The organism is Parcubacteria group bacterium, assembly GCA_016181765.1.
GTDB lineage: Bacteria > Patescibacteriota > Patescibacteriia > UBA2169 > UBA2169 > CG10-46-32.
The window spans coordinates 115306-133045 of the sequence record JACOYR010000001.1 but is presented as its reverse complement, the minus strand read 5'-3'; the positions used below and the strand labels follow the sequence as shown (position 1 = coordinate 133045).

The following is a 17740-nucleotide window of genomic DNA, read 5'->3' as shown; positions in this document are numbered from 1 at the left end:
TGCATATGCGCGACCATGATGTAATTTGGAAGAAGACACAAGAAGGCGTGTTTGTGGTTGCGGAAATTGGAAAGAATTTCATCCAGAAAGAAGAGGATGATCGCAAGGTGTATCTTGAAAATGCTAAGAATTTGATAAAGGCGGCAAAAGACGCGGGCGCCGACGCAGTCAAGTTTCAGACGCACAATGTAGAAGATGAGCAGCTGAATATTCAGATTACGTCTCCGCATTTTGACGGCGCAGACCGATATTCTTGGGTAAAACGAAATACCGAAGCAACTCCGCTGGAATTCTGGAAAGCATTGAAAGAGTACGCAGACAGTTTGGATATCGTGATGTTCACGACGCCTATGAGCCGGGGCGCGGCACAGCGCGTTGCATCTCTTGATTTTCCACTTTGGAAAGTTGGCTCCGGGGATATGCTGGATTTCGTACTGCTTGATTATCTCGCGGAAACAAAAAAGCCCATTATCCTTTCTTCGGGTATGAGCACTATAGAAGAACTGGATCGGTCCGTGGCGTTCCTTAAAGAGCGGACTGATAAGATTGCAATCCTGCACTGCGTCTCAAAATATCCGTGCCCGCCGGAAGAATTGTTTTTGGACACTATTCCATACCTTAAGAAGCGGTACGGCGTGCCGGTTGGGTTTTCCGACCATTCACTGGGATATGATGCGGCGCTTGTGGCAGTTGAGAAGGGTGCGGCTATTATTGAAAAACATTTTACCGCAAGCCGTGATTTATGGGGTTCGGACCACAAGGTTTCGCAGACTCCGGATGAGTTGCGGGAAATGATACGGGCCATTCAGAAGACTGAAAGGCGCGATAGTGCGCCGTATGGTTTGGGAATTAAGGAGATGGATGAACACGAAAAGTCATTCCGCCCGGTATTCAGGAAGTCGCTTATGGCCGGACAAGACATCCCGTCAGGGACAGTTATCACCAAAGAGATGGTGTATGCCATGCGGCCGCAGCAGTACGCAGGGGGTTTACCCTCCGAGGAGTATGAGAATGTTGTCGGCAAGAAAGCAGCAAAAGATTTTAAAAAATATGATCCCATAACCGCTGATTCAATCAGTTAAGCAATATGAAGAAGAGAAAAGTTTGTTTTGTCATCACTTCCAAAATCCACTACGGCCGCAGCAAGCTCGTGCTTCTCCACTTGCGCAAGCGCGCGGACGTGGAACTTTCAATCGTGGTTGCCGCCTCCGCGCTCTTGGATATGTATGGAAATGTTTTGGATGATTTGGAACGTGACGGTTTTGCCGTCAACAATAAAATTGTCATGACGCTTGAGGGCGGCAACACGGTTGCCATGGCGAAAACAGCGGGTGTTGGCATTATGGAATTTACGACCGCGTTTGATAACCTCAAGCCCGACATTGTTGTGGTGCGCGGAGATCGGTACGAGGTGCTCTCCGCCGCAGTGGCTGCCGCATACCTTAACATTCCGGTTGCGCACCTAGAGGGCGGGGACGTTTCTGGCACCATAGACGAGAGCGTGCGCCATGCCATTAGCAAGCTTAGCCACATCCATTTTCCCACTAATGAACAGTCGGCAGAGCGCATTATCCGCATGGGCGAGAATCCGAAGTATGTGTTCAACGTGGGTGCGACTGACATTGAGTTCGTGGCGCGCAATCGGTTCCGCGTTTCAGAGAAGCTCATCAACCAGCTCGGCGTGGGGGATGTTGTTGATATTGACAAGCCGTTTCTGATAGCAATGCAGCACCCGGTTACGAGTGAGATTGGCGCTAACCGCGCTCACCTTACAGAAACGCTTGAGGCCGTCCGTTCGCTTAACATTCCGACTGTTTGGTTCTGGCCGAACGTGGACGCGGGCGCGGACGAGGTTTCCAAGGCAATCCGCGAGTTTCGGGAGCTCAAAAAGCCGCACCACATGCGGTTCCTCAAGCATTTGCCGCCGGAGCAGTTCATTGGGCTTCTCAAGCGCGCGTCATGCCTCGTTGGCAATTCATCGGCCGGCATTAAAGAGTGCTCATATCTCGGGGTTCCGGTGGTGAACATCGGCACGCGCCAGAACCGGCGCATGCGGGCTGGAAATGTGGTTGACGTTGGTTACGGCAAAGCTGAAATCAAGCGCGCCATCAAGCGGCAGGTTAGCCACGGGCCATACGAGCCGTCATCCATCTATTACAAAAAAGGAACCAGCGCCAAAATCGCGCAAACGCTTGCCAAGATAAAATTGTATTCGCAGAAAAAGTTTGTTGACTAGTATGTACAAAGATAAGCGCATTATAGGCATTATCACGGCGCGGGGCGGCTCAACAAGCATTCCGCGCAAAAATCTTGCCGAGCTTTCCGGCAAGCCGTTGATTTGGTATACGATTGATGCCGCGCAAAAAAGCCGGTTGCTCACACGCACCGTTGTCTCAACAGATAATCAGGAAATCGCGCGGGTAAGTCGTGAGTACGGAGCTGATATTCCGTTTATGCGGCCTGTTGAACTCGCACAAGATGACACGCCACACCTTCCTGTTGTCCAGCATGCGCTTGCATGGCTCAAGGATAACGAGGGACAAGCATATGATTATGTAATGATTCTCCAACCAACTTCACCTCTGCGCACGGCGGACGATATTGACTCGGCTATCAAAAAAGCAGTTGAGACAGATGCGGATTCCGTGATGAGCATGGTTGCGCTTTCTGATTTTGACCCGGTTAAGGTTAAAGAGATAGACGGCGACGTTATCCGCCCTCTGTTTGGCGATGAGGGCGCGTCATCCGCCTTGCGGCAGAACGGCAAAAAAGCATACAAGCGCAACTGCGCCATTTATCTTACTAAGACGGAGCATATTATGAACAATGATTTGTTCGGCACGGTGTCGCGTGCATATAGTATGCCGAGCGAGCGTTCTGTTGACATCAACGAGCCGCAGGATTTGGAGTTTGCAGAGTTTTTACTTTCAAAAAAAGTATGAAAATTCTTAATACCATAGGAGATCAGTTTAATCCTGAGGCGAAAAAGATTTTAGAGCAAGCCGGAGAAGTTGAGTATCGCGCGCTTGCGCAAGACGAGCTTAAAGGCGCAATCAAAAATTGTAACGCAATTGTCGTTGGCCTTGGATTGCGTTTGGACGCGGGCATAATTGATGCCGGACCTAATGTAAAGCTTATCGCAACCGCAACAACCGGACTGGACCATATTGATGTTTCGTACGCGCAAGAGAAAGGTATTGAAGTATTAAGTTTGCAGGATGAAGATTTACGTGAAGTCACCGGAACCGCGGAGCTTGCGTTTGGATTATTGCTTTCACTTGTGCGGCGCATTCCGGAATCATTTGACGATGTCAAATCCGGAAATTGGAGCAGGGAAAAATTTTTAGGCAATAACCTTTCCGGAAAGATGCTCGGCATTGTTGGACTTGGCCGTTTGGGTTCCATGGTGGCACAGTATGGCAAGGCATTTGGCATGCGCGTTATAGCGCATGATCCACACAAGGAGGAGTCTGATAGCGCCAAAATTGTTGATTTTAATATGTTGCTTTCGGAGTCCGATGTTGTTTCCATCCATGCGCCTCTCAACGAAGAGACCAAGGATTTATTTAATAAAGAAACATTCAGACAAATGAAATCCGGTGCCTATCTCATCAATACCAGCCGCGGAGCACTAGTGAATGAATCGGATTTATTGGAAGCGCTGGAGCATAAAATCATCGCCGGATATGGGGCCGATGTTCTAGTAGGAGAGACTGAATTTGGAAACAATGCGTCCAACCACCCAATCGTCAAATATGCCAAATTGCACAACAATGTTGTCATCACCCCCCATATCGGCGGGTTTACTCAAGAATCTAGAGCTGTAACTGATTTGATTATTGCAGAAAAAATTGTTCGCGCACAGTAAAGTAATACTTGTCGATTATAATAATTAAATGTATTATTCACCCTATGTCTTATAAATTCTGTTCAATCTGCGGCGGCCGACTCAAGCTGCGGCCGGACGATAATCTCGCGTGCACGAAGTGCGATTTTGTGAACTACCGAAATCCTCGTCCTACGGCAACAGCTTTGGTGCTGCACAAGAATAAACTACTTTTGACCAGGCGAGCCCGGGCGCCGTATAAAGGATCATGGGATTTGCCTGGAGGCTTCATTGACCGCGGAGAAGATCCAAAACGCGCGGTGGTGCGGGAGCTGAAAGAAGAGACCAGGTTGGACATTAGCGTAAAGAAAATTTTTGGCATTTACCCGGATGAATATACGCACGGCTCTGATTCGTTTCACACCCTGTGCATCATTTATGTTGCCGCGGCGAAAGCCAGCTCGCTCGGGGCGTTTGACGACGTGTCTGAGAGCAAGTGGTTCGCGAAGAAAGACATGCCGAAAAAAATAGCTTTCAAGAGCAACCAGCGCGCCATTAAGGATTTTCTAAAAATATGGAAATAAGAGACCTGTCGTACTACTTTGACCTTTCAAATTTCAAGCACAAAACGCTATTTGAGAATAGCGAGTATGTGTTTGATTTTATCAAGCGTCTTGAACAGTACATTAAAGACAACCTCAAGCCCGAGATTCTAGGGGAGGTTATGGACGGCGCGTTTATCGGGAGTAATGTCTATCTTGGCAAAGGGAGCGTGGTACAGCCCGGGGCATGGGTGGCAGGGCCCGCCATTATCGGAGAGGACTGCCAGATTAGGCATGGCGCGTACGTTGGCGCCAACACGCTCACCGGCGATCACGTAGTCATTGGCCATGCATCCGAGGTGGGCAGTTCCGTGTTTCTGAATGAGTCGCGCGCCCCGCACTTCGCGTTTGTAGGGAATAGTATTTTAGGCAACAAGGTCAATTTGGGCGCCGGCACCAAGCTCTCCAACTTAAAAGTCACCATGGACGAGATTGAGGTCGCGGGCGTCAAAACCGGCCTGGAGAAAATCGGAGCCATTATTGGGGACGGAAGCTCGCTCGGATGCAACACCGTGACCCAGCCCGCCACATTCATCGGCAAGAATGTGTATGGCTACCCGGGCGCAGTGTTGCGCGGGTTTATTGAATCAAACAAAATTGTCAAACTCCGGCAGACGCAAGAGGAGGTGTTGTTTGATCCTAACCATTAACCTCATGGACCAAAAAACAGCGCTCATCACAGGGATTTTGGGCCAGGACGGGCCGTACCTTGCCAAGCTCTTGCTTACGAAGGGCTACAAGGTGTATGGCATGATCCGGCGGTACACGAATCCGAACTTTGAGAACACGGATTACCTCGGGGTTACGAACCAGATTGAGTTTGTGAGCGGGGACTTAACCGATGAATCCTCCTTGATTCACGTCATCAAAAACATCCGTCCGGATGAGGTGTATAATCTTGCGGCCCAGTCGTTCGTAGGCTCTTCGTGGCATTTGGCAAAACTTACCACCGAGGTGAATGCGCTCGGGGTGCTGTACCTTTTGAATGCAATCAAGTTGCACAGCCCGGCCACCAAATTTTACCAGGCATCAACCAGCGAAATGTTTGGGCATTCCGGCAACGGCGAGCCTCTCAACGAAGGGTCGCCATTCGCGCCCCAGAGCCCGTATGCCATCAGCAAGCTGTATGCCTACTGGATGGTGAATAACTACAAAGAATCATACGGCATGTTTTGCGCCAACGGCATCCTCTTCAACCACGAATCACCAATCCGCGGGCGCGAATTTGTGACGCGGAAAATCACGGACGGCGTGGCGCGCATCAAACTCGGAAAAGCGAGCGAGTTGCGGCTCGGAAATCTTGATGCCAAGCGCGACTGGGGGTTTGCCGGGGATGAGGTGGAAGCCATGTGGCTCATGCTCCAGCAGAATGAGCCGGATAATTTTGTGGTTGCGACCGGGGAGTCGCATTCGGTCCGGGAGTTTGTGGATGCCGCGTTTCGGCATGCGGGAATCACGGATTGGGAGCGCTATGTGGTTATAGACCCGCGTTTTAAACGGCCTTCGGACGTGAAGGACCTGTGCGGGGACTACCGAAAATCCCAGCACATACTTGGCTGGGAGCCGAAAGTTTCATTTAGTGAGTTGGTTGCGATGATGATGGATGCGGACCTCAAGCGTTTATCATAGCTGGTAGTACTCTTTGTACCAGGCCACAAATTTTTTGATTCCTTCTTCTAGCCGCGTTTTGGGTTCAAAATCCAGGTCGCGTTTTGCTTTTGTAATGTCCGCAAAGTTTTCTAAAAAGTCCCCGGCTTGCATGGGCAGGAGATTTTTTTGCGCTTGTTTTTTCAGCTCTCGTTCAATCAGCCCAATCATAGCGCCAAGCTCTTCGCTGGCGTGGTTGCCGAGGTTGTAGATTTCGTACGGCTTCGGATTGTCAATCACGGCCAGGGTTCCTGCCACAATGTCATCAATGTATGTGAAGTCGCGCTTCATGTTGCCATTGTTATAGACATCAATAGGCTCGCCTTTAGTGATTGCCTGGGTCCACTTAAAGTAAGCCATGTCAGGCCTGCCCCAAGGGCCGTAGACCGTAAAAAAACGCAAGGCAGTCATATTGAGGCCGTACAGCGTGTGGTAGGTGTAGGCTAAGAGTTCAGTTGCGCGTTTTGAGGCACCGTATGGGTTAATAGGTTCGTCAACTGCCTGGGATTCGCTCCAAGGAACCGGATTGTTCCCGTACACCGAAGAGCTTGAGGCAAATATAATGTTTTTTACGCCATGGTCGCGTGCCGCTTCAAAAATATTCAGTGTGCCCTGAATGTTTGTTTGCACGTATTCGGCTGGATGATCAATGGAATAGCGCGCTCCTGCTTGGGCCGCGAGGTGGCACACTATGTCAATTTTTTCTTTACTGAATACATCGTTGAGTGAGTTCCGGTCCGTGATGTCAACGCGGTAAAGTTTGTAATTGTCGTACTTTTCCAAAATCGCATTCCGGTCTTCTTTGAGTTTGGGGTTATAATAGGAGTTGAAGTTGTCAATGCCAACCACAACATCGCCCCGGTCAAGCAGGGATTTGGCAACGTGGAATCCGATGAATCCGGCAGAGCCGGTTACAAGCACAGTCATACCGATTTAAAGTAATCAATGGTCTTTCGCAATCCGGTTTCAAGGTCAGTGTTTGGCTGCCATTGCAGTTTTTCTATGGCGAGCGAGATGTCCGGCTTGCGGCGGTGCGGGTCGTCAGAAGGCAGTGGCTTAAAGGTCAATTTGGATGTTGATTGCGTCAAGCGGATCACGGTTTCGGCCAGAGAGCGCATGGAAATTTCCGCGGGGTTGCCGAGGTTTACGGGCCCGGTAAACCCATTGCCGTTGTTCATCATGGCAATCAAACCCGAAACCATGTCATCAACATAGCAGAAACTGCGGGTTTGGTCCCCGGTGCCGTAGATGGTGATGGGTTCATTTGCCAGGGCCTGGAGCACGAAATTCGGCACCACGCGGCCGTCATTTTTTGCCATTCTGGGCCCGTAGGTGTTGAAGATGCGCACCACGCGGATATCCACACGTAGCTCTCGGTGGTAGGCGAATGAGAGCGCTTCCGCGGCGCGCTTACCCTCGTTGTAGCAGGAGCGTTCGCCGATTGGGTTTACGTTGCCCCAGTAGGATTCATGCTGGGGATGTTCCAGGGGATCGCCGTAGATTTCGGACGTTGAAACGTAGAGGATTTTCGCATTTTTACGGTGCGCCAGGTCAAGCAGATTCTTGGTGCCAATGAATGCGGTATTCAAAGTCTTGATGGGGTCTTTTTGGTAGTGCACCGGCGCTGCGGGACACGCGAGGTGAAAGATTTGGTCAATGCTGTCGCCAACCTTGATGGGTTCCTCAATGTCGTGCTTTACAAATACAAAGTTCTCGTTGTCAATAAACGATTTCATGTTGGCCAAGGACCCGGTTTGGAAGTTGTCCACGCCCAACACGCGGTGGCCTTCGTTCAAAAGTTTTTCAGTGAGATGGCTTCCGATGAATCCGGCGCAGCCGGTGATTAAGATGGTCATATGAATGGGATTTTGCAGGGTGTTCGGGTGTATAAATTTTTCAACTCCGAAGGGTCGCCCGCCGATTCGGCGGGCTCCATGCATTCTCGTTTCAAAATTTACACACCCTGCACACCTGTTAAAATTTTAGTATTCTCATTTACAAAATTTTCCACAGTGAACTGCTGGACCGTCTGGCGGGCTTGTTGGCCGAGCTTTTGCCGAAGCGCCGCATCATCCAGGAGATTTGCGATGGCGCTTGTCATCTGGACATTATCATTATAGCGCACGAGCATGCCATTCTCATCATTCACAAATTCCGGATTGCCGCCTGCCCGGGTTGTCACAATCGCGCGACCCGCTGCCATTGCTTCAAGCAACACATTGGACATGCTTTCGTAGAACGTGTTGAGCACGAATACGTCAGTTGCGGCGTACAGCTTCTGCTTTTCTTGCCTATCTGTCACGTTCCCAAGGAATAAAACAGAATTACCAATCTTTTGGTCATTTACCAATTTTTTAAGCTCCTGTTCGCTCGGGCCAACGCCTGCGATAACCAGTGTTGTGTCCGGGTGGCTGGCAAGAATATCAGGCATGCTCTCAATTAGAGCAGAAATTCCTTTCCAAGGAACCAGACGCGCCATGGTCAGTATGACGTTTTGCTTGAAGCCATGTTCTTGTTTGAAAGCTTCTCTGTCAAAGTCAAAAGAGGATTGCGCTTCAACCGGATTTCGGATGACTATCACCTTGCTTGCATCAATCCCGATTGTTTGGAGGAAATTTTTGAGGAATTCACTGTCCGTAATAATTGTCCGCGCTGTTTTGAGAACAAAATTCCTACGCCACATCAATAGTTTCGTCCTCACGCCATGGGGCCTGTTCTGGAATGTGGCTATATCATCATCCGTCTCTCCGGCATTAAAGGCGCTTTCCCAGGCCGAGTCTCCGCTGAACCGCTGAATCAAAGGTTTGCGGAGTATTTGTGATGCGATTGCGGCGGCAAAGCCGCTTGAGTACGTATCCAGGGAATAGATGATGTCAGCGCGTCGGCCAAGCCAAAGCGTCTTAAACAGTGTCATCATTAATCGCAAGGGTTGGGGGATTGCGAGTGGTATCCGATTGACGTCATACGGCTGGCTCGCTCCATCATCCCTGCCAAACGTCAATACACGGCATTCGTATCCATTTCCCGAGAGCGCACCAGCCAATTGTTCAACAATTTTACCTGGTCCGCCGATTGCGGGCGGAAACACGCCGGTGCAGAATAAAACGCGTGGTTGTCCAGCCATAGGTTAGCGCCCGGCTCCGGCGAGCACGGTTTTAATGGTTTTAAGGATGATGGTGATATCCAGGAATAGAGAACGGTTTTTGATGTAGTACAGATCGTACTGAAGCTTTTTCAAGGAGTCAGGCCGGCTTGCGGAGTGGTATTCCCCGGAGATTTGGTCCCAGCCAGTCAAGCCCGGTTTTACAAGCAAACGTTCGCGGTAAAACGGCACGTCCCGTTCCAGTTGTTCCACGAATTCAGGCCGCTCCGGCCTAGGGCCCACAAAGCTCATTTCGCCCTTGAAAATATTAAACAGCTGCGGAATTTCGTCCAGCCTGCTCTTGCGCAGGATTCTGCCGAGCCTAGTGACGCGGCTGTCGTCTTTTACCGCGAGCTGGGGGCCGTGCTTTTCCGCGTCTGGGACCATGGTCCTGAATTTGATGGCCCGGAATGGTTTTGCGTTTTTACCCAGGCGCGTCTGTGTGAAAAAGACGGGCCTGCCGTGGAATATCAAAATAATGAGGCCTATGAGCGGAATCAAGGCAATACCGAACACAAGGCCGATTGCCGCGGCAACCATATCAACCGTGCGTTTTCCAAGGTCGTAGAGCCGTTTTTTGCCCTCCTGGAGGTTTTCCAGGAACCAGAACTGGTCTATGGTATCCAGGGAAATGCGCTTGGCGATTGCCTCGTAGAACCGGTCCAGGGCGATAAATTCCAAAGGTTCGCCCAAGTGGCGGTAGAGGTTAGCGATGAGCTGTTTTGATTTCCGGCCTTCGCTATCCAGCACCACAACCGAGATGCGGTGATGAGCGAGCACTCCGGAGAGCTGGCCCGGGTCGCGGTAGTCCGCGAGGTTCCCGTGGTGGTCGTTTGCGTTGTGGTTCAAAATCGCCGCAATCTGGTACCCGAACTGCGGGTTGTGGTCCAGAAGCTCGGTGAGTTCCCGGGCAATGGCGCCCTCCCCGATAATGAGCACATTGCGCTTGAGCGCGGTTTTGGAAATCCACCTATGCGCGAGCTGGCGCCAGCCCACGAACAGGACAAAGAACAACACTCCATTCAGCACCAGAATCGTTTTAGGGGCCAATTGGGCCTGCGGGAGAACGTAGAAAAAGGCAATAGCAAGCAGGATATTGACTCCCATGGCCTGGCTCGCGGTGGCGTAGAACCGCAAATCGTTCCTGATGTTGTTGAGGTCATAGACCCCGGTGATATAGAAGATAATGATCCAAATGGCAAAGGCAATGGAAAACACGGGCCAGTGGCTTGACCAGTCTTGGCCCGAGATAATGGACTGGTTTCTTGCGGAGAGCGCCAGGAACAGAGAGGCATAAAGAAGTGCAATATCCCCCAAAAACAGGATAAATTGTCGGAATTTTTCAGTCATACAACATCACTAATCTACCCAATTTTTTGCATTTTGTAAAGCTTGAGTGCGCTTGGACTTAATTTGTTCACTATGTGGATAACTTTTCACTTGACTGTCAAGAATATGGTATACTGGATATGGATAAAAATATTTATCCACAATTTTATTAAAACGCTTAAAGCTAAACTATGCTTAACCAAATGCATATGAAAATAAAACAACACACGAGAGTAGCTCTGCAGAGTGCGCTGGCTACTTTTTTTGTTGCCTTGGTTGTGGTTACTATGACCAGTGCGGCCACCACCATCGGCAACAATGTCTCAACCGGGACGGTTACTGCCACGGGTATTGTTGACATAACCGCCAGCGCCGACACCCCGCTGACAGTTAATGGCGCCACATCATCAACCACGTTTGCGGTATACAACTCCAGCACCGGCGATTTGGTGAATATAATTGACGGGCAAACCGAGGTCTTTACGGTTCTGGATGGCGGCAATGTGGGCGTTGCAAGCTCCACGCCAAATGCCACGCTCGCGGTTCAAGCGGCAGCAGGGAAGACGGCTTTCATGGTTGGTTCAACTACCGCGGAATTACTTACTATTAATGCAAGCGGCGTGACTGTTGGCAATGAAGATTCTCTGGCTTTTGCTGATTTGAGGTGGGAGGGTGATTCACTCAATAATTTATTCATGGTTGATGCATCGGCTGATAGGGTCGGTATCGGATCCAGCACTCCGCAGGCACTGCTTTCGATAGGCGATCCGCAAGCAAACGCCACTTCATCTATTGATGTGGGTTTGCCCTGCTTCCGTGTTAAGTCATACAAAGCCGATGGTACGGTTATTAACTACTACATGTGGCCGGATGTGGACAACACGCTCGGCGGATGGGCGACTTCCACCACCAGTTGCTTCTAAGGCATAGGTATTCATGAAGAGTAACCATAACACATACCTATGAGAAAAATATCCATAGCAGCGCTGGTCGCCCTGCTTATTACTCCGCTTATGTTCAGTGTTGCCGTTCAGGCTGCAACCACGGACTTTACAGCAGACGCGAACATTACCGTAACCGGCGTTACTATTGACGCAACAACTGGCGCTACGGTAGACATGATTATCTTCAGCGGCTCCACAACAGAATCATGGTCATTCTCAAGCGGCACGTTCAGCGTTACCAATCCCGGCACGTTCAATGTTGGTTCATCTGATGTTGCGGTGCGGTCAATTCAAATTGATAACAGCGGCATCAAGGTTACGTGCTCCGGAAACGGCAACCCGGGAACCACTCAAATAACGCTCCCCACTACAGCTGCGACGTATACAGTGGTTCCTCGTTCCAATGATTGCGGCGGAGGCGGCGTTTCCACGGGCGGCGGAGGTGGAGGTGGCGGCGGCGGCAAAACAACCCAACAGACGTACAATCCGACAACAGGAGAATTGACCACTAGCGAGTCAGCTTCTGCAGCACCGGCGGCATCAGCTCCTGCGGCTTCAGGGGACACGAACCTCGCGAATGTCAAGTCAGACGCCGCAAGCATCGCGCAGAGCCTGAAAGCGGACATTGCGGCCAGAGTGAACAAGGTTGTTGATGCGGCGCAAGAGGCTTCGTATGATAAATCAATCGTGAGCAAGGTTGTGGCAAGCGAGCCGAGCGTTTCAAGCGCAGTGCGGGAAAAACTGGTGAGTTTCGTGACCTACGGGACGCCGACGACCACCACGCTGGGCGCAGGTGAGCGCGGAGGAGTCGTGAACTCGTTCAAAGAAGCGTTCGGACGTTTGCCGGCGAGCGATACTGACTGGGAAGATGTGGTAAAGATCGCAAACGGCCGCTGGCCCGGGCAGACGGATACGGACCGCGAGGCAACCGCAGAAGCGAACTTTAGAGTCATCTACAAGCGCGCTCCGGTGCGGACCAATGCGCGGGATGACGCCGCAGTGGTGGTGATGGCGTATGGCTTGCGCCCGAGCGGCCGGAAGTTGGACAGCGAAAAGGCAGCCATCAAGAGCTATGAGGCAATCTTTAAGCGCACTCCCGAGACTGCAACTGCCTGGGACGCGGTGCGGGCGATCGCCTACAGCGGCGCGACCAGATAGCCAGAAAGTATAGTTTGATGTTATAAAAACAGCCCGCCGATTCGGCAGGCTGTTTTTGATTGGTAAGATTGTTTTGTCGGCGAGTACGCCTCCTCGCAATGACAATCGTTTTAGTGTTCGCCGAGTTGGCGCGCCAGCGCTTCTTTGCGGCCGAATCCCGCATACAAGACCGGAATGATGACGAGGGTCAGGAATGTCGCGGACAGGAGGCCGAACACAATGGTAATACTCAAGCCGCGCCAGAGCTCGCTGGACCAGATGAGCGGAAAAATGCCCGCCACCGTGGTGAAGGTCGTTAAGAGTATGGGTTGGACGCGGGAGGTGCCGGCATCAATGATCGCATCCAGGAATTCTTTGCCTTCCGCGATGTTGCTGTTGATTTTATCAATCAGCACAATGGCGTCGTTGACCGCGATGCCGGCGAGCGAGACCAGGCCAATGAATACGGGAAACGAAAATGGCTGGCGCGTTGCCATCAAGCCCGCGATAACGCCGATCATGGCCAAGGGCAGGGTGAACATGATGATGAACGGCTGGCGGAACGAATTGAACTGCAGCACCAGAATGATGAGGATCAAGAGCACCGCAAGGATCATGGAGTAGAACATTTCCGTAAACGACTGCTGGATATCCTCCACTTCCCCGCCGATTTCAAGGCTTATGCCCTCGGGCAGGGCACTGCCCTCGCGCGCCTGGTTGAAGGCGTCAAGAATGCCCGGCACGCTCGCTCCCTCAGCTGCCTCCGCGCGCACGGTTATGACTTTGTCGCCATTGCGGTGGCTGATGGATGCGGAAGCGGGCTCAAGCGAAAGGCGCGCCACCGAGGAGAGGGGAATGGCGGCTCCGGACGGCGTTTCCAGGATGATGTGCTCCAGGCTTGAACTGGTGCCAAACGCCGCATCATCATACTTGACCATAATGTCAACGTCTTCCCCGGCAATGGTTGCTGTGGACGCGGTGGCCCCAAAAATGGCCGTGCGCGCGGAGGCGGCCACGGCCGCGATATCCAGGCCGTAGTAGTTGGCTTTTTGCTTGTCTATGGTGTAGGTAAATTCAGCCGGGGATTCGCTGATGCTCGTCTCCACATTGATAGCGCCCGGGATACTTTCAAGCGCCGCAGTGATATCGCGCGCCGCCTCGGCGAGCGCCTCGCTGTCGTTGCCGATGATGCGCATTTCAATGGGCGCGCCCGTGGGGGGCCCTGCGGACAATTCCTGCACGCGGACCGTCCCGCCCTGGATTGCTTCAAGCTCTTTGCGGACCGCATCCGCGACTGCAAAACTCGTGCGCTCGCGCTCGCCTTTATCAACAAGGTTGACCGTGATGGTTGCGCGGTTGCCGGAGTCTCCGCCTCCTGATGAGAACGCATCCGTAAGGCCAAGCGAAGCCGAGGTGCCGAGGTTGGTGACGTAGTTCTTGAGTTCCGGAATGCGGGCGACGACGCGTTCCGCCGCTTGCGTGATGCGGTCCGTTGAGGCGAGCACGCTGCCCTCCGGGAGTTCCACGTTGATGACGAAGTAGTCCAAGTTGATCCGGGGGAACATTTCTATTTTCATGAGCCCGGAAATAGGCAGGGCAAGGCTTACCATAAAGAGCACCCACACAGCCGCGAGTATGGCGCGCCGCTTTTTCTTGCTCGGCAGGATGCCTACAAGGAGCCGGGCGTAGGGCTCTTTGTTGCTCTCAATGAGCCTATGCACAATGCCTCGGCGAGTTTCGGCCTGTATTTTTTTCGTGCCGTTCTTGAGGGCGCGGGAGATAATGGTCGGCAGGATCACGAGCGCCACGAACAGGGAGGCGAGCAGGGTCCAGGTAATTGTTTTCGGCATGTAGGAGAGGTAGTCTCCCACAATGCCGGAAACGAGGAGCATGGGCAAAAACGCGGCAACCGTGGTGAGGGTTCCGGATACAATGGGCCACTTGTAGGCCGCAATGCTCGCCAAGGCCGCGTCCCGGGAATTCATGCCGTGTTTTTCCATAAACTCGTTGATGCCCTCAATGATGACGATTGAGTTGTCAACCATAAGCCCGAGCGAGAGCACCAATGCAAAGAGCACGATGCCGTTCAAGGTCATGCCCTGGATCTGGAGCGCGATAAACGCCGCGAGGAACGCAATGGGGACCGAAAGCCCAGTGATCACGGCTTCACGGAACCCGATGACCAGGGCGAGCAGAATGAAAATCAGGAGCATGGTTTGGATGCCGTTTGTTCCGAGCGTTGCGAGATCGTCCCTGATGAAGACCGCGTTGTCGTTGGTTTTTTCAACATGCAGCCCGTTGGGGAGCGATTGGTTCGCCTGCAGGGTTTCCACGGCCTCCTTGGATTCATCAACAATGTCCAAAATGTTGCCGCCGGTCCGCTTGAAAATTTGGAGCGAGATGGTGTTCTGGGGTTCCTGGCCCGGAAAACCGATGCGGGATTCGGTTCGCTTGGACGCCGTGGTATCCAAAATCCGGGCAACGTCTGAAACATACACCGGAGTGTTTTGCGCGGTTGCGATGACCACGCCCGCGAGCTCTTCGGCGGCCTGGAAAGAGCCCTGCACGCGGACGTTATAGGAGAAGCCGTCAATATCAATGCTGCCCGCGGGAACGTTTATATTGGCCCTTCCGATTGCTCCAGCCACCTGGCCCAAGGAGATGCCGAAGTTCGCAAGCCGCGCGGGATCCGCGATGATTTGGAATTCGCGCGCGGTTCCCCCGAGAATCGGAACCTTGGAAACTCCTCTGATGTTTTCAAATGCGGCCTGCAGGGTTTCGGCGAAATCTTTTAGTTCCTGGCCGCTATAGCCGCCCACCAGGCTGTAGGTGACGATCGGGAAGTCATTGGCGCGTATCTCGGTGACCACGGGGTCAAGGGCGTCCGAGGGCAGGGACGGCGCGGCCTCGCTCACCGCGTCCTCAAGCTTGCGGATGCTTTCCGCGAGGTCTGCTTCGGCCTCGTACTCAACAAAGATGGAGGAGATGCCCGTGTTTGAGCTTGAGGTGAACCTGCGCACCTGCTCCAGGGTTGCTATTTTGTCTTCCAGTTTGTCCGTGACGAGGGCTTCCACATCCTGGGGTGTGGCACCCGGGTATACGGCGCTCACGACGGCAAAAGGAATTTGGACTTCCGGGTCAGCTTCGCGCGGCAGGGTGAAGAGCGAGAACGAGCCCAGAAGGATGATTGCCCCAAGAATGAGGTAGGTGAGCCGGAATTTGGCAATGAAAAATCCGAATAGCGACCTCGCTTCGCGCTCTGCTTTGTTGCGGTGGTTATTGGTCAGCATACACCTCTTGCCCGTCCCGGAGCCCGCGGTTCCCTTCAACAATCAGCTCGTCTCCCCGTGCGAGCCCCCTCGTGATTTCAATGTCAAGGCCTGCGGTTGCCCCGGTTTCAACGAGGACTTTTTTCGCTTTTCCCTCTTGCACGACAAACACGTACCGCTCGGCTGGGGCAATGGAAACCGCTTTGAGCGGAACAAGGACGCTTTCGTTGGTTTCTTTGTTTGCGGGGGCGAGCGGAATTTCAACGTTGACGAACGTTTCCGGAATGAGGTCCTTGTTAGTGTTGTCAAAGGCGATTTCCATATTGATTTTCCGGCTGAACGAGTCTGCGGTTGGATCAATGCGGCTTATGACTCCATAGAAGGTTCCCTCTATCACCGCGGCGTCCCCGATCCGGACGCGCTTGGCCAGTTCAAGGGAGAGCCCTACTTCAATGGCGGCCAAATCAGTTTGCGACACTTCGGCGATTTTTTGGCCGGGCGCGACTTTGGTCCCGATTTCAACGTAGCGCGCCGTGGCCGTGCCGCTGATGGGCGAGCGCACGGACAAATCCGCAACTGCCTGGGACGCCAGGTTGCGGCTTCCAGACGCGCTATTGAGCGACGTTTGGGCGCCCGCAAGCTCGCGGTCGTAGCCCGCACGGGCGCTTGAAAGCTGGGCTTCGGCGGAGTCGCGGGCAATGCGGCTGGCCTCCAGCTGGTTTTCCGCGGTTTTGGCGGCGTTTTGGAGCGCGGTTTGCTCTTTTTGCTGGCTGGTTTTTATAGCGCCAATTGCGTCAAGGCTGATCGTGACCAATGCTCTGTTCTGGGCCACGCCCGTCTTTAAGCTGACCATTGCGGTTTGCTCGGCCTTCAGCTCGCTTTCCGTAAACAGGAAATTCGGAGCCGTGTACTGCAATACCGCGACCGCGTCATTGGCGGCTGCGAGCGTTTGCCCGAGTACGCCCGCGAGCTCCGCGAGCCGCTCTTTGATGTTTTCCTCGGAAGTTTCTCGGAGAATCTGGCTGTTATAGCCCGCTTTTGCGGTTTTCCAGCTTTCGCGCGCACGAACCAGGGACGCGGGGTCGTTTATGGAGAGCGTGGGTGAAATATCTTCCAATTGGCCCGTTCCCTCGGCCCGTATGATGTAGTTGATGTCATCCAAGCTTGCCTGCACGCCTGCAAGGTTCGTGTGGTACGAAACCAGGGCATCCTGGATGGTTTTTTTTAACTGCTGCTCGTGGATGGGCAGGGTGGCTTGGTAGCTTTCCTCGGCGCTCGCCAAGCTTGTTTCCGCGCTTGCAACGGACTGGTTCGCCTGTTCAACAGAAATCTGGGCCAGCCTTACCGCTTCTTGGGCGGATTGCTTGGCTGCGGCAACGGACTGCGCCACGTTTTGGTAGTTTGCGCTGGTAGTCTGGTAGCTGGTAAGCGTGCTGCCGTCGTACAAAGTCGCAAGCAGTTGGTTCGGGGAAACGCTGTCGCCCACACTAAAGAGCAGTTCCTGCACCGTGCCTCCGGCAAGCGCTGACACATCAATTTTAGTCTTTGCGGTTACCACGCCAGCCGTGGAAACAATCTCCCCCGAGGCCTGGTCGCCGACTGAAATGGTTTTGACCTGTATGGTTTTAAGCTCTGATATGGCTGGCGCGTCAGATGCCTTGCTTGGCTGTAAGGCTTGTTTTGCGGCGGCTCCCACGGCAACCGCGAGCGCTGTGCCAACCACGAACATGGCAATGCGGAGGCGCTTGAGCCGTTTTTCCTTATTTGGCATGGCGTTGACGAAATTCATACAATAATCAAGTAATGGACTATACCACAGCGCCGTGCAAAAATCAAGGTACCCC

The 17740-nt window shown here is 52.8% G+C and carries 15 protein-coding genes; 9 read left to right on the top strand and 6 right to left on the bottom strand.

Going from position 1 to position 17740, the window contains the following annotated elements:
- The first annotated feature begins 5 nt into the window (after window positions 1-5).
- The 7 genes from HYT31_00685 to HYT31_00655 are packed head-to-tail and all read left to right on the top strand — an operon-like array spanning window position 6 to window position 6057.
- Window positions 6-1082 (top strand): N-acetylneuraminate synthase family protein, encoded by a 1077-nt coding sequence (locus HYT31_00685; GenBank protein MBI2050304.1) that lies wholly within the window; start codon window positions 6-8, stop codon window positions 1080-1082.
- Window positions 1083-1087: 5 nt separating this feature from the next.
- Complete coding sequence (gene neuC / locus HYT31_00680) at window positions 1088-2236, top strand: UDP-N-acetylglucosamine 2-epimerase (hydrolyzing) (GenBank protein MBI2050303.1); 1149 nt, start codon at window positions 1088-1090, stop codon at window positions 2234-2236.
- 1 nt (window position 2237) lies between these two features.
- Window positions 2238-2942, top strand: coding sequence for an acylneuraminate cytidylyltransferase family protein (locus tag HYT31_00675; protein ID MBI2050302.1), 705 nt, complete (start codon window positions 2238-2240; stop codon window positions 2940-2942).
- Window positions 2939-3868 (top strand): hypothetical protein, encoded by a 930-nt coding sequence (locus HYT31_00670; protein ID MBI2050301.1) that lies wholly within the window; start codon window positions 2939-2941, stop codon window positions 3866-3868. The genes HYT31_00675 and HYT31_00670 overlap by 4 nt, the downstream gene beginning before the upstream one ends.
- Before the next feature lie 44 nt (window positions 3869-3912).
- A complete protein-coding gene (locus HYT31_00665) occupies window positions 3913-4410 on the top strand; it encodes an NUDIX hydrolase (GenBank protein ID MBI2050300.1) in 498 nt (165 codons plus the stop codon).
- Complete coding sequence (locus HYT31_00660) at window positions 4401-5078, top strand: glucose-1-phosphate thymidylyltransferase (GenBank protein MBI2050299.1); 678 nt, start codon at window positions 4401-4403, stop codon at window positions 5076-5078. The genes HYT31_00665 and HYT31_00660 overlap by 10 nt, the downstream gene beginning before the upstream one ends.
- 4 nt (window positions 5079-5082) lie before the next feature.
- Window positions 5083-6057 (top strand): GDP-mannose 4,6-dehydratase, encoded by a 975-nt coding sequence (locus HYT31_00655; protein ID MBI2050298.1) that lies wholly within the window; start codon window positions 5083-5085, stop codon window positions 6055-6057.
- On the opposite strand, the gene HYT31_00650 is transcribed toward HYT31_00655, so the two are convergent.
- The 4 genes from HYT31_00650 to HYT31_00635 form a co-directional block, all read right to left on the bottom strand.
- A complete protein-coding gene (locus tag HYT31_00650; protein MBI2050297.1) occupies window positions 6052-7002 on the bottom strand; it encodes an SDR family NAD(P)-dependent oxidoreductase in 951 nt (316 codons plus the stop codon). The two genes, HYT31_00655 and HYT31_00650, sit on opposite strands and share 6 nt — an antisense overlap.
- Window positions 6999-7931, bottom strand: coding sequence for an SDR family oxidoreductase (locus tag HYT31_00645; GenBank protein MBI2050296.1), 933 nt, complete (start codon window positions 7929-7931; stop codon window positions 6999-7001). The genes HYT31_00650 and HYT31_00645 overlap by 4 nt, the downstream gene beginning before the upstream one ends.
- A gap of 98 nt (window positions 7932-8029) precedes the next feature.
- Entirely contained in the window at window positions 8030-9199 is a 1170-nt protein-coding gene (locus HYT31_00640) for a glycosyltransferase family 4 protein (GenBank protein MBI2050295.1), read from the bottom strand.
- A 3-nt stretch (window positions 9200-9202) separates the two neighbouring features.
- Window positions 9203-10567 carry a sugar transferase gene (locus tag HYT31_00635; protein ID MBI2050294.1) on the bottom strand — a complete coding sequence of 455 codons (1365 nt, stop codon included), beginning with the start codon at window positions 10565-10567 and terminating at the stop codon, window positions 9203-9205.
- Window positions 10568-10755: 188 nt separating this feature from the next.
- On the opposite strand from HYT31_00635, the gene HYT31_00630 reads away from it, so the two are divergent.
- A complete protein-coding gene (locus HYT31_00630) occupies window positions 10756-11469 on the top strand; it encodes a hypothetical protein (GenBank protein MBI2050293.1) in 714 nt (237 codons plus the stop codon).
- 39 nt (window positions 11470-11508) lie between these two features.
- Complete coding sequence (locus HYT31_00625; GenBank protein MBI2050292.1) at window positions 11509-12648, top strand: hypothetical protein; 1140 nt, start codon at window positions 11509-11511, stop codon at window positions 12646-12648.
- 110 nt (window positions 12649-12758) lie between these two features.
- Here HYT31_00625 and HYT31_00620 read toward each other — a convergent pair whose 3' ends face one another.
- Together HYT31_00620 and HYT31_00615 are read right to left on the bottom strand one after the other, a co-directional pair.
- Window positions 12759-15917 carry an efflux RND transporter permease subunit gene (locus tag HYT31_00620; protein ID MBI2050291.1) on the bottom strand — a complete coding sequence of 1053 codons (3159 nt, stop codon included), beginning with the start codon at window positions 15915-15917 and terminating at the stop codon, window positions 12759-12761.
- A complete protein-coding gene (locus HYT31_00615) occupies window positions 15904-17685 on the bottom strand; it encodes an efflux RND transporter periplasmic adaptor subunit (protein ID MBI2050290.1) in 1782 nt (593 codons plus the stop codon). The genes HYT31_00620 and HYT31_00615 overlap by 14 nt, the downstream gene beginning before the upstream one ends.
- Window positions 17686-17740 lie beyond the last annotated feature (55 nt).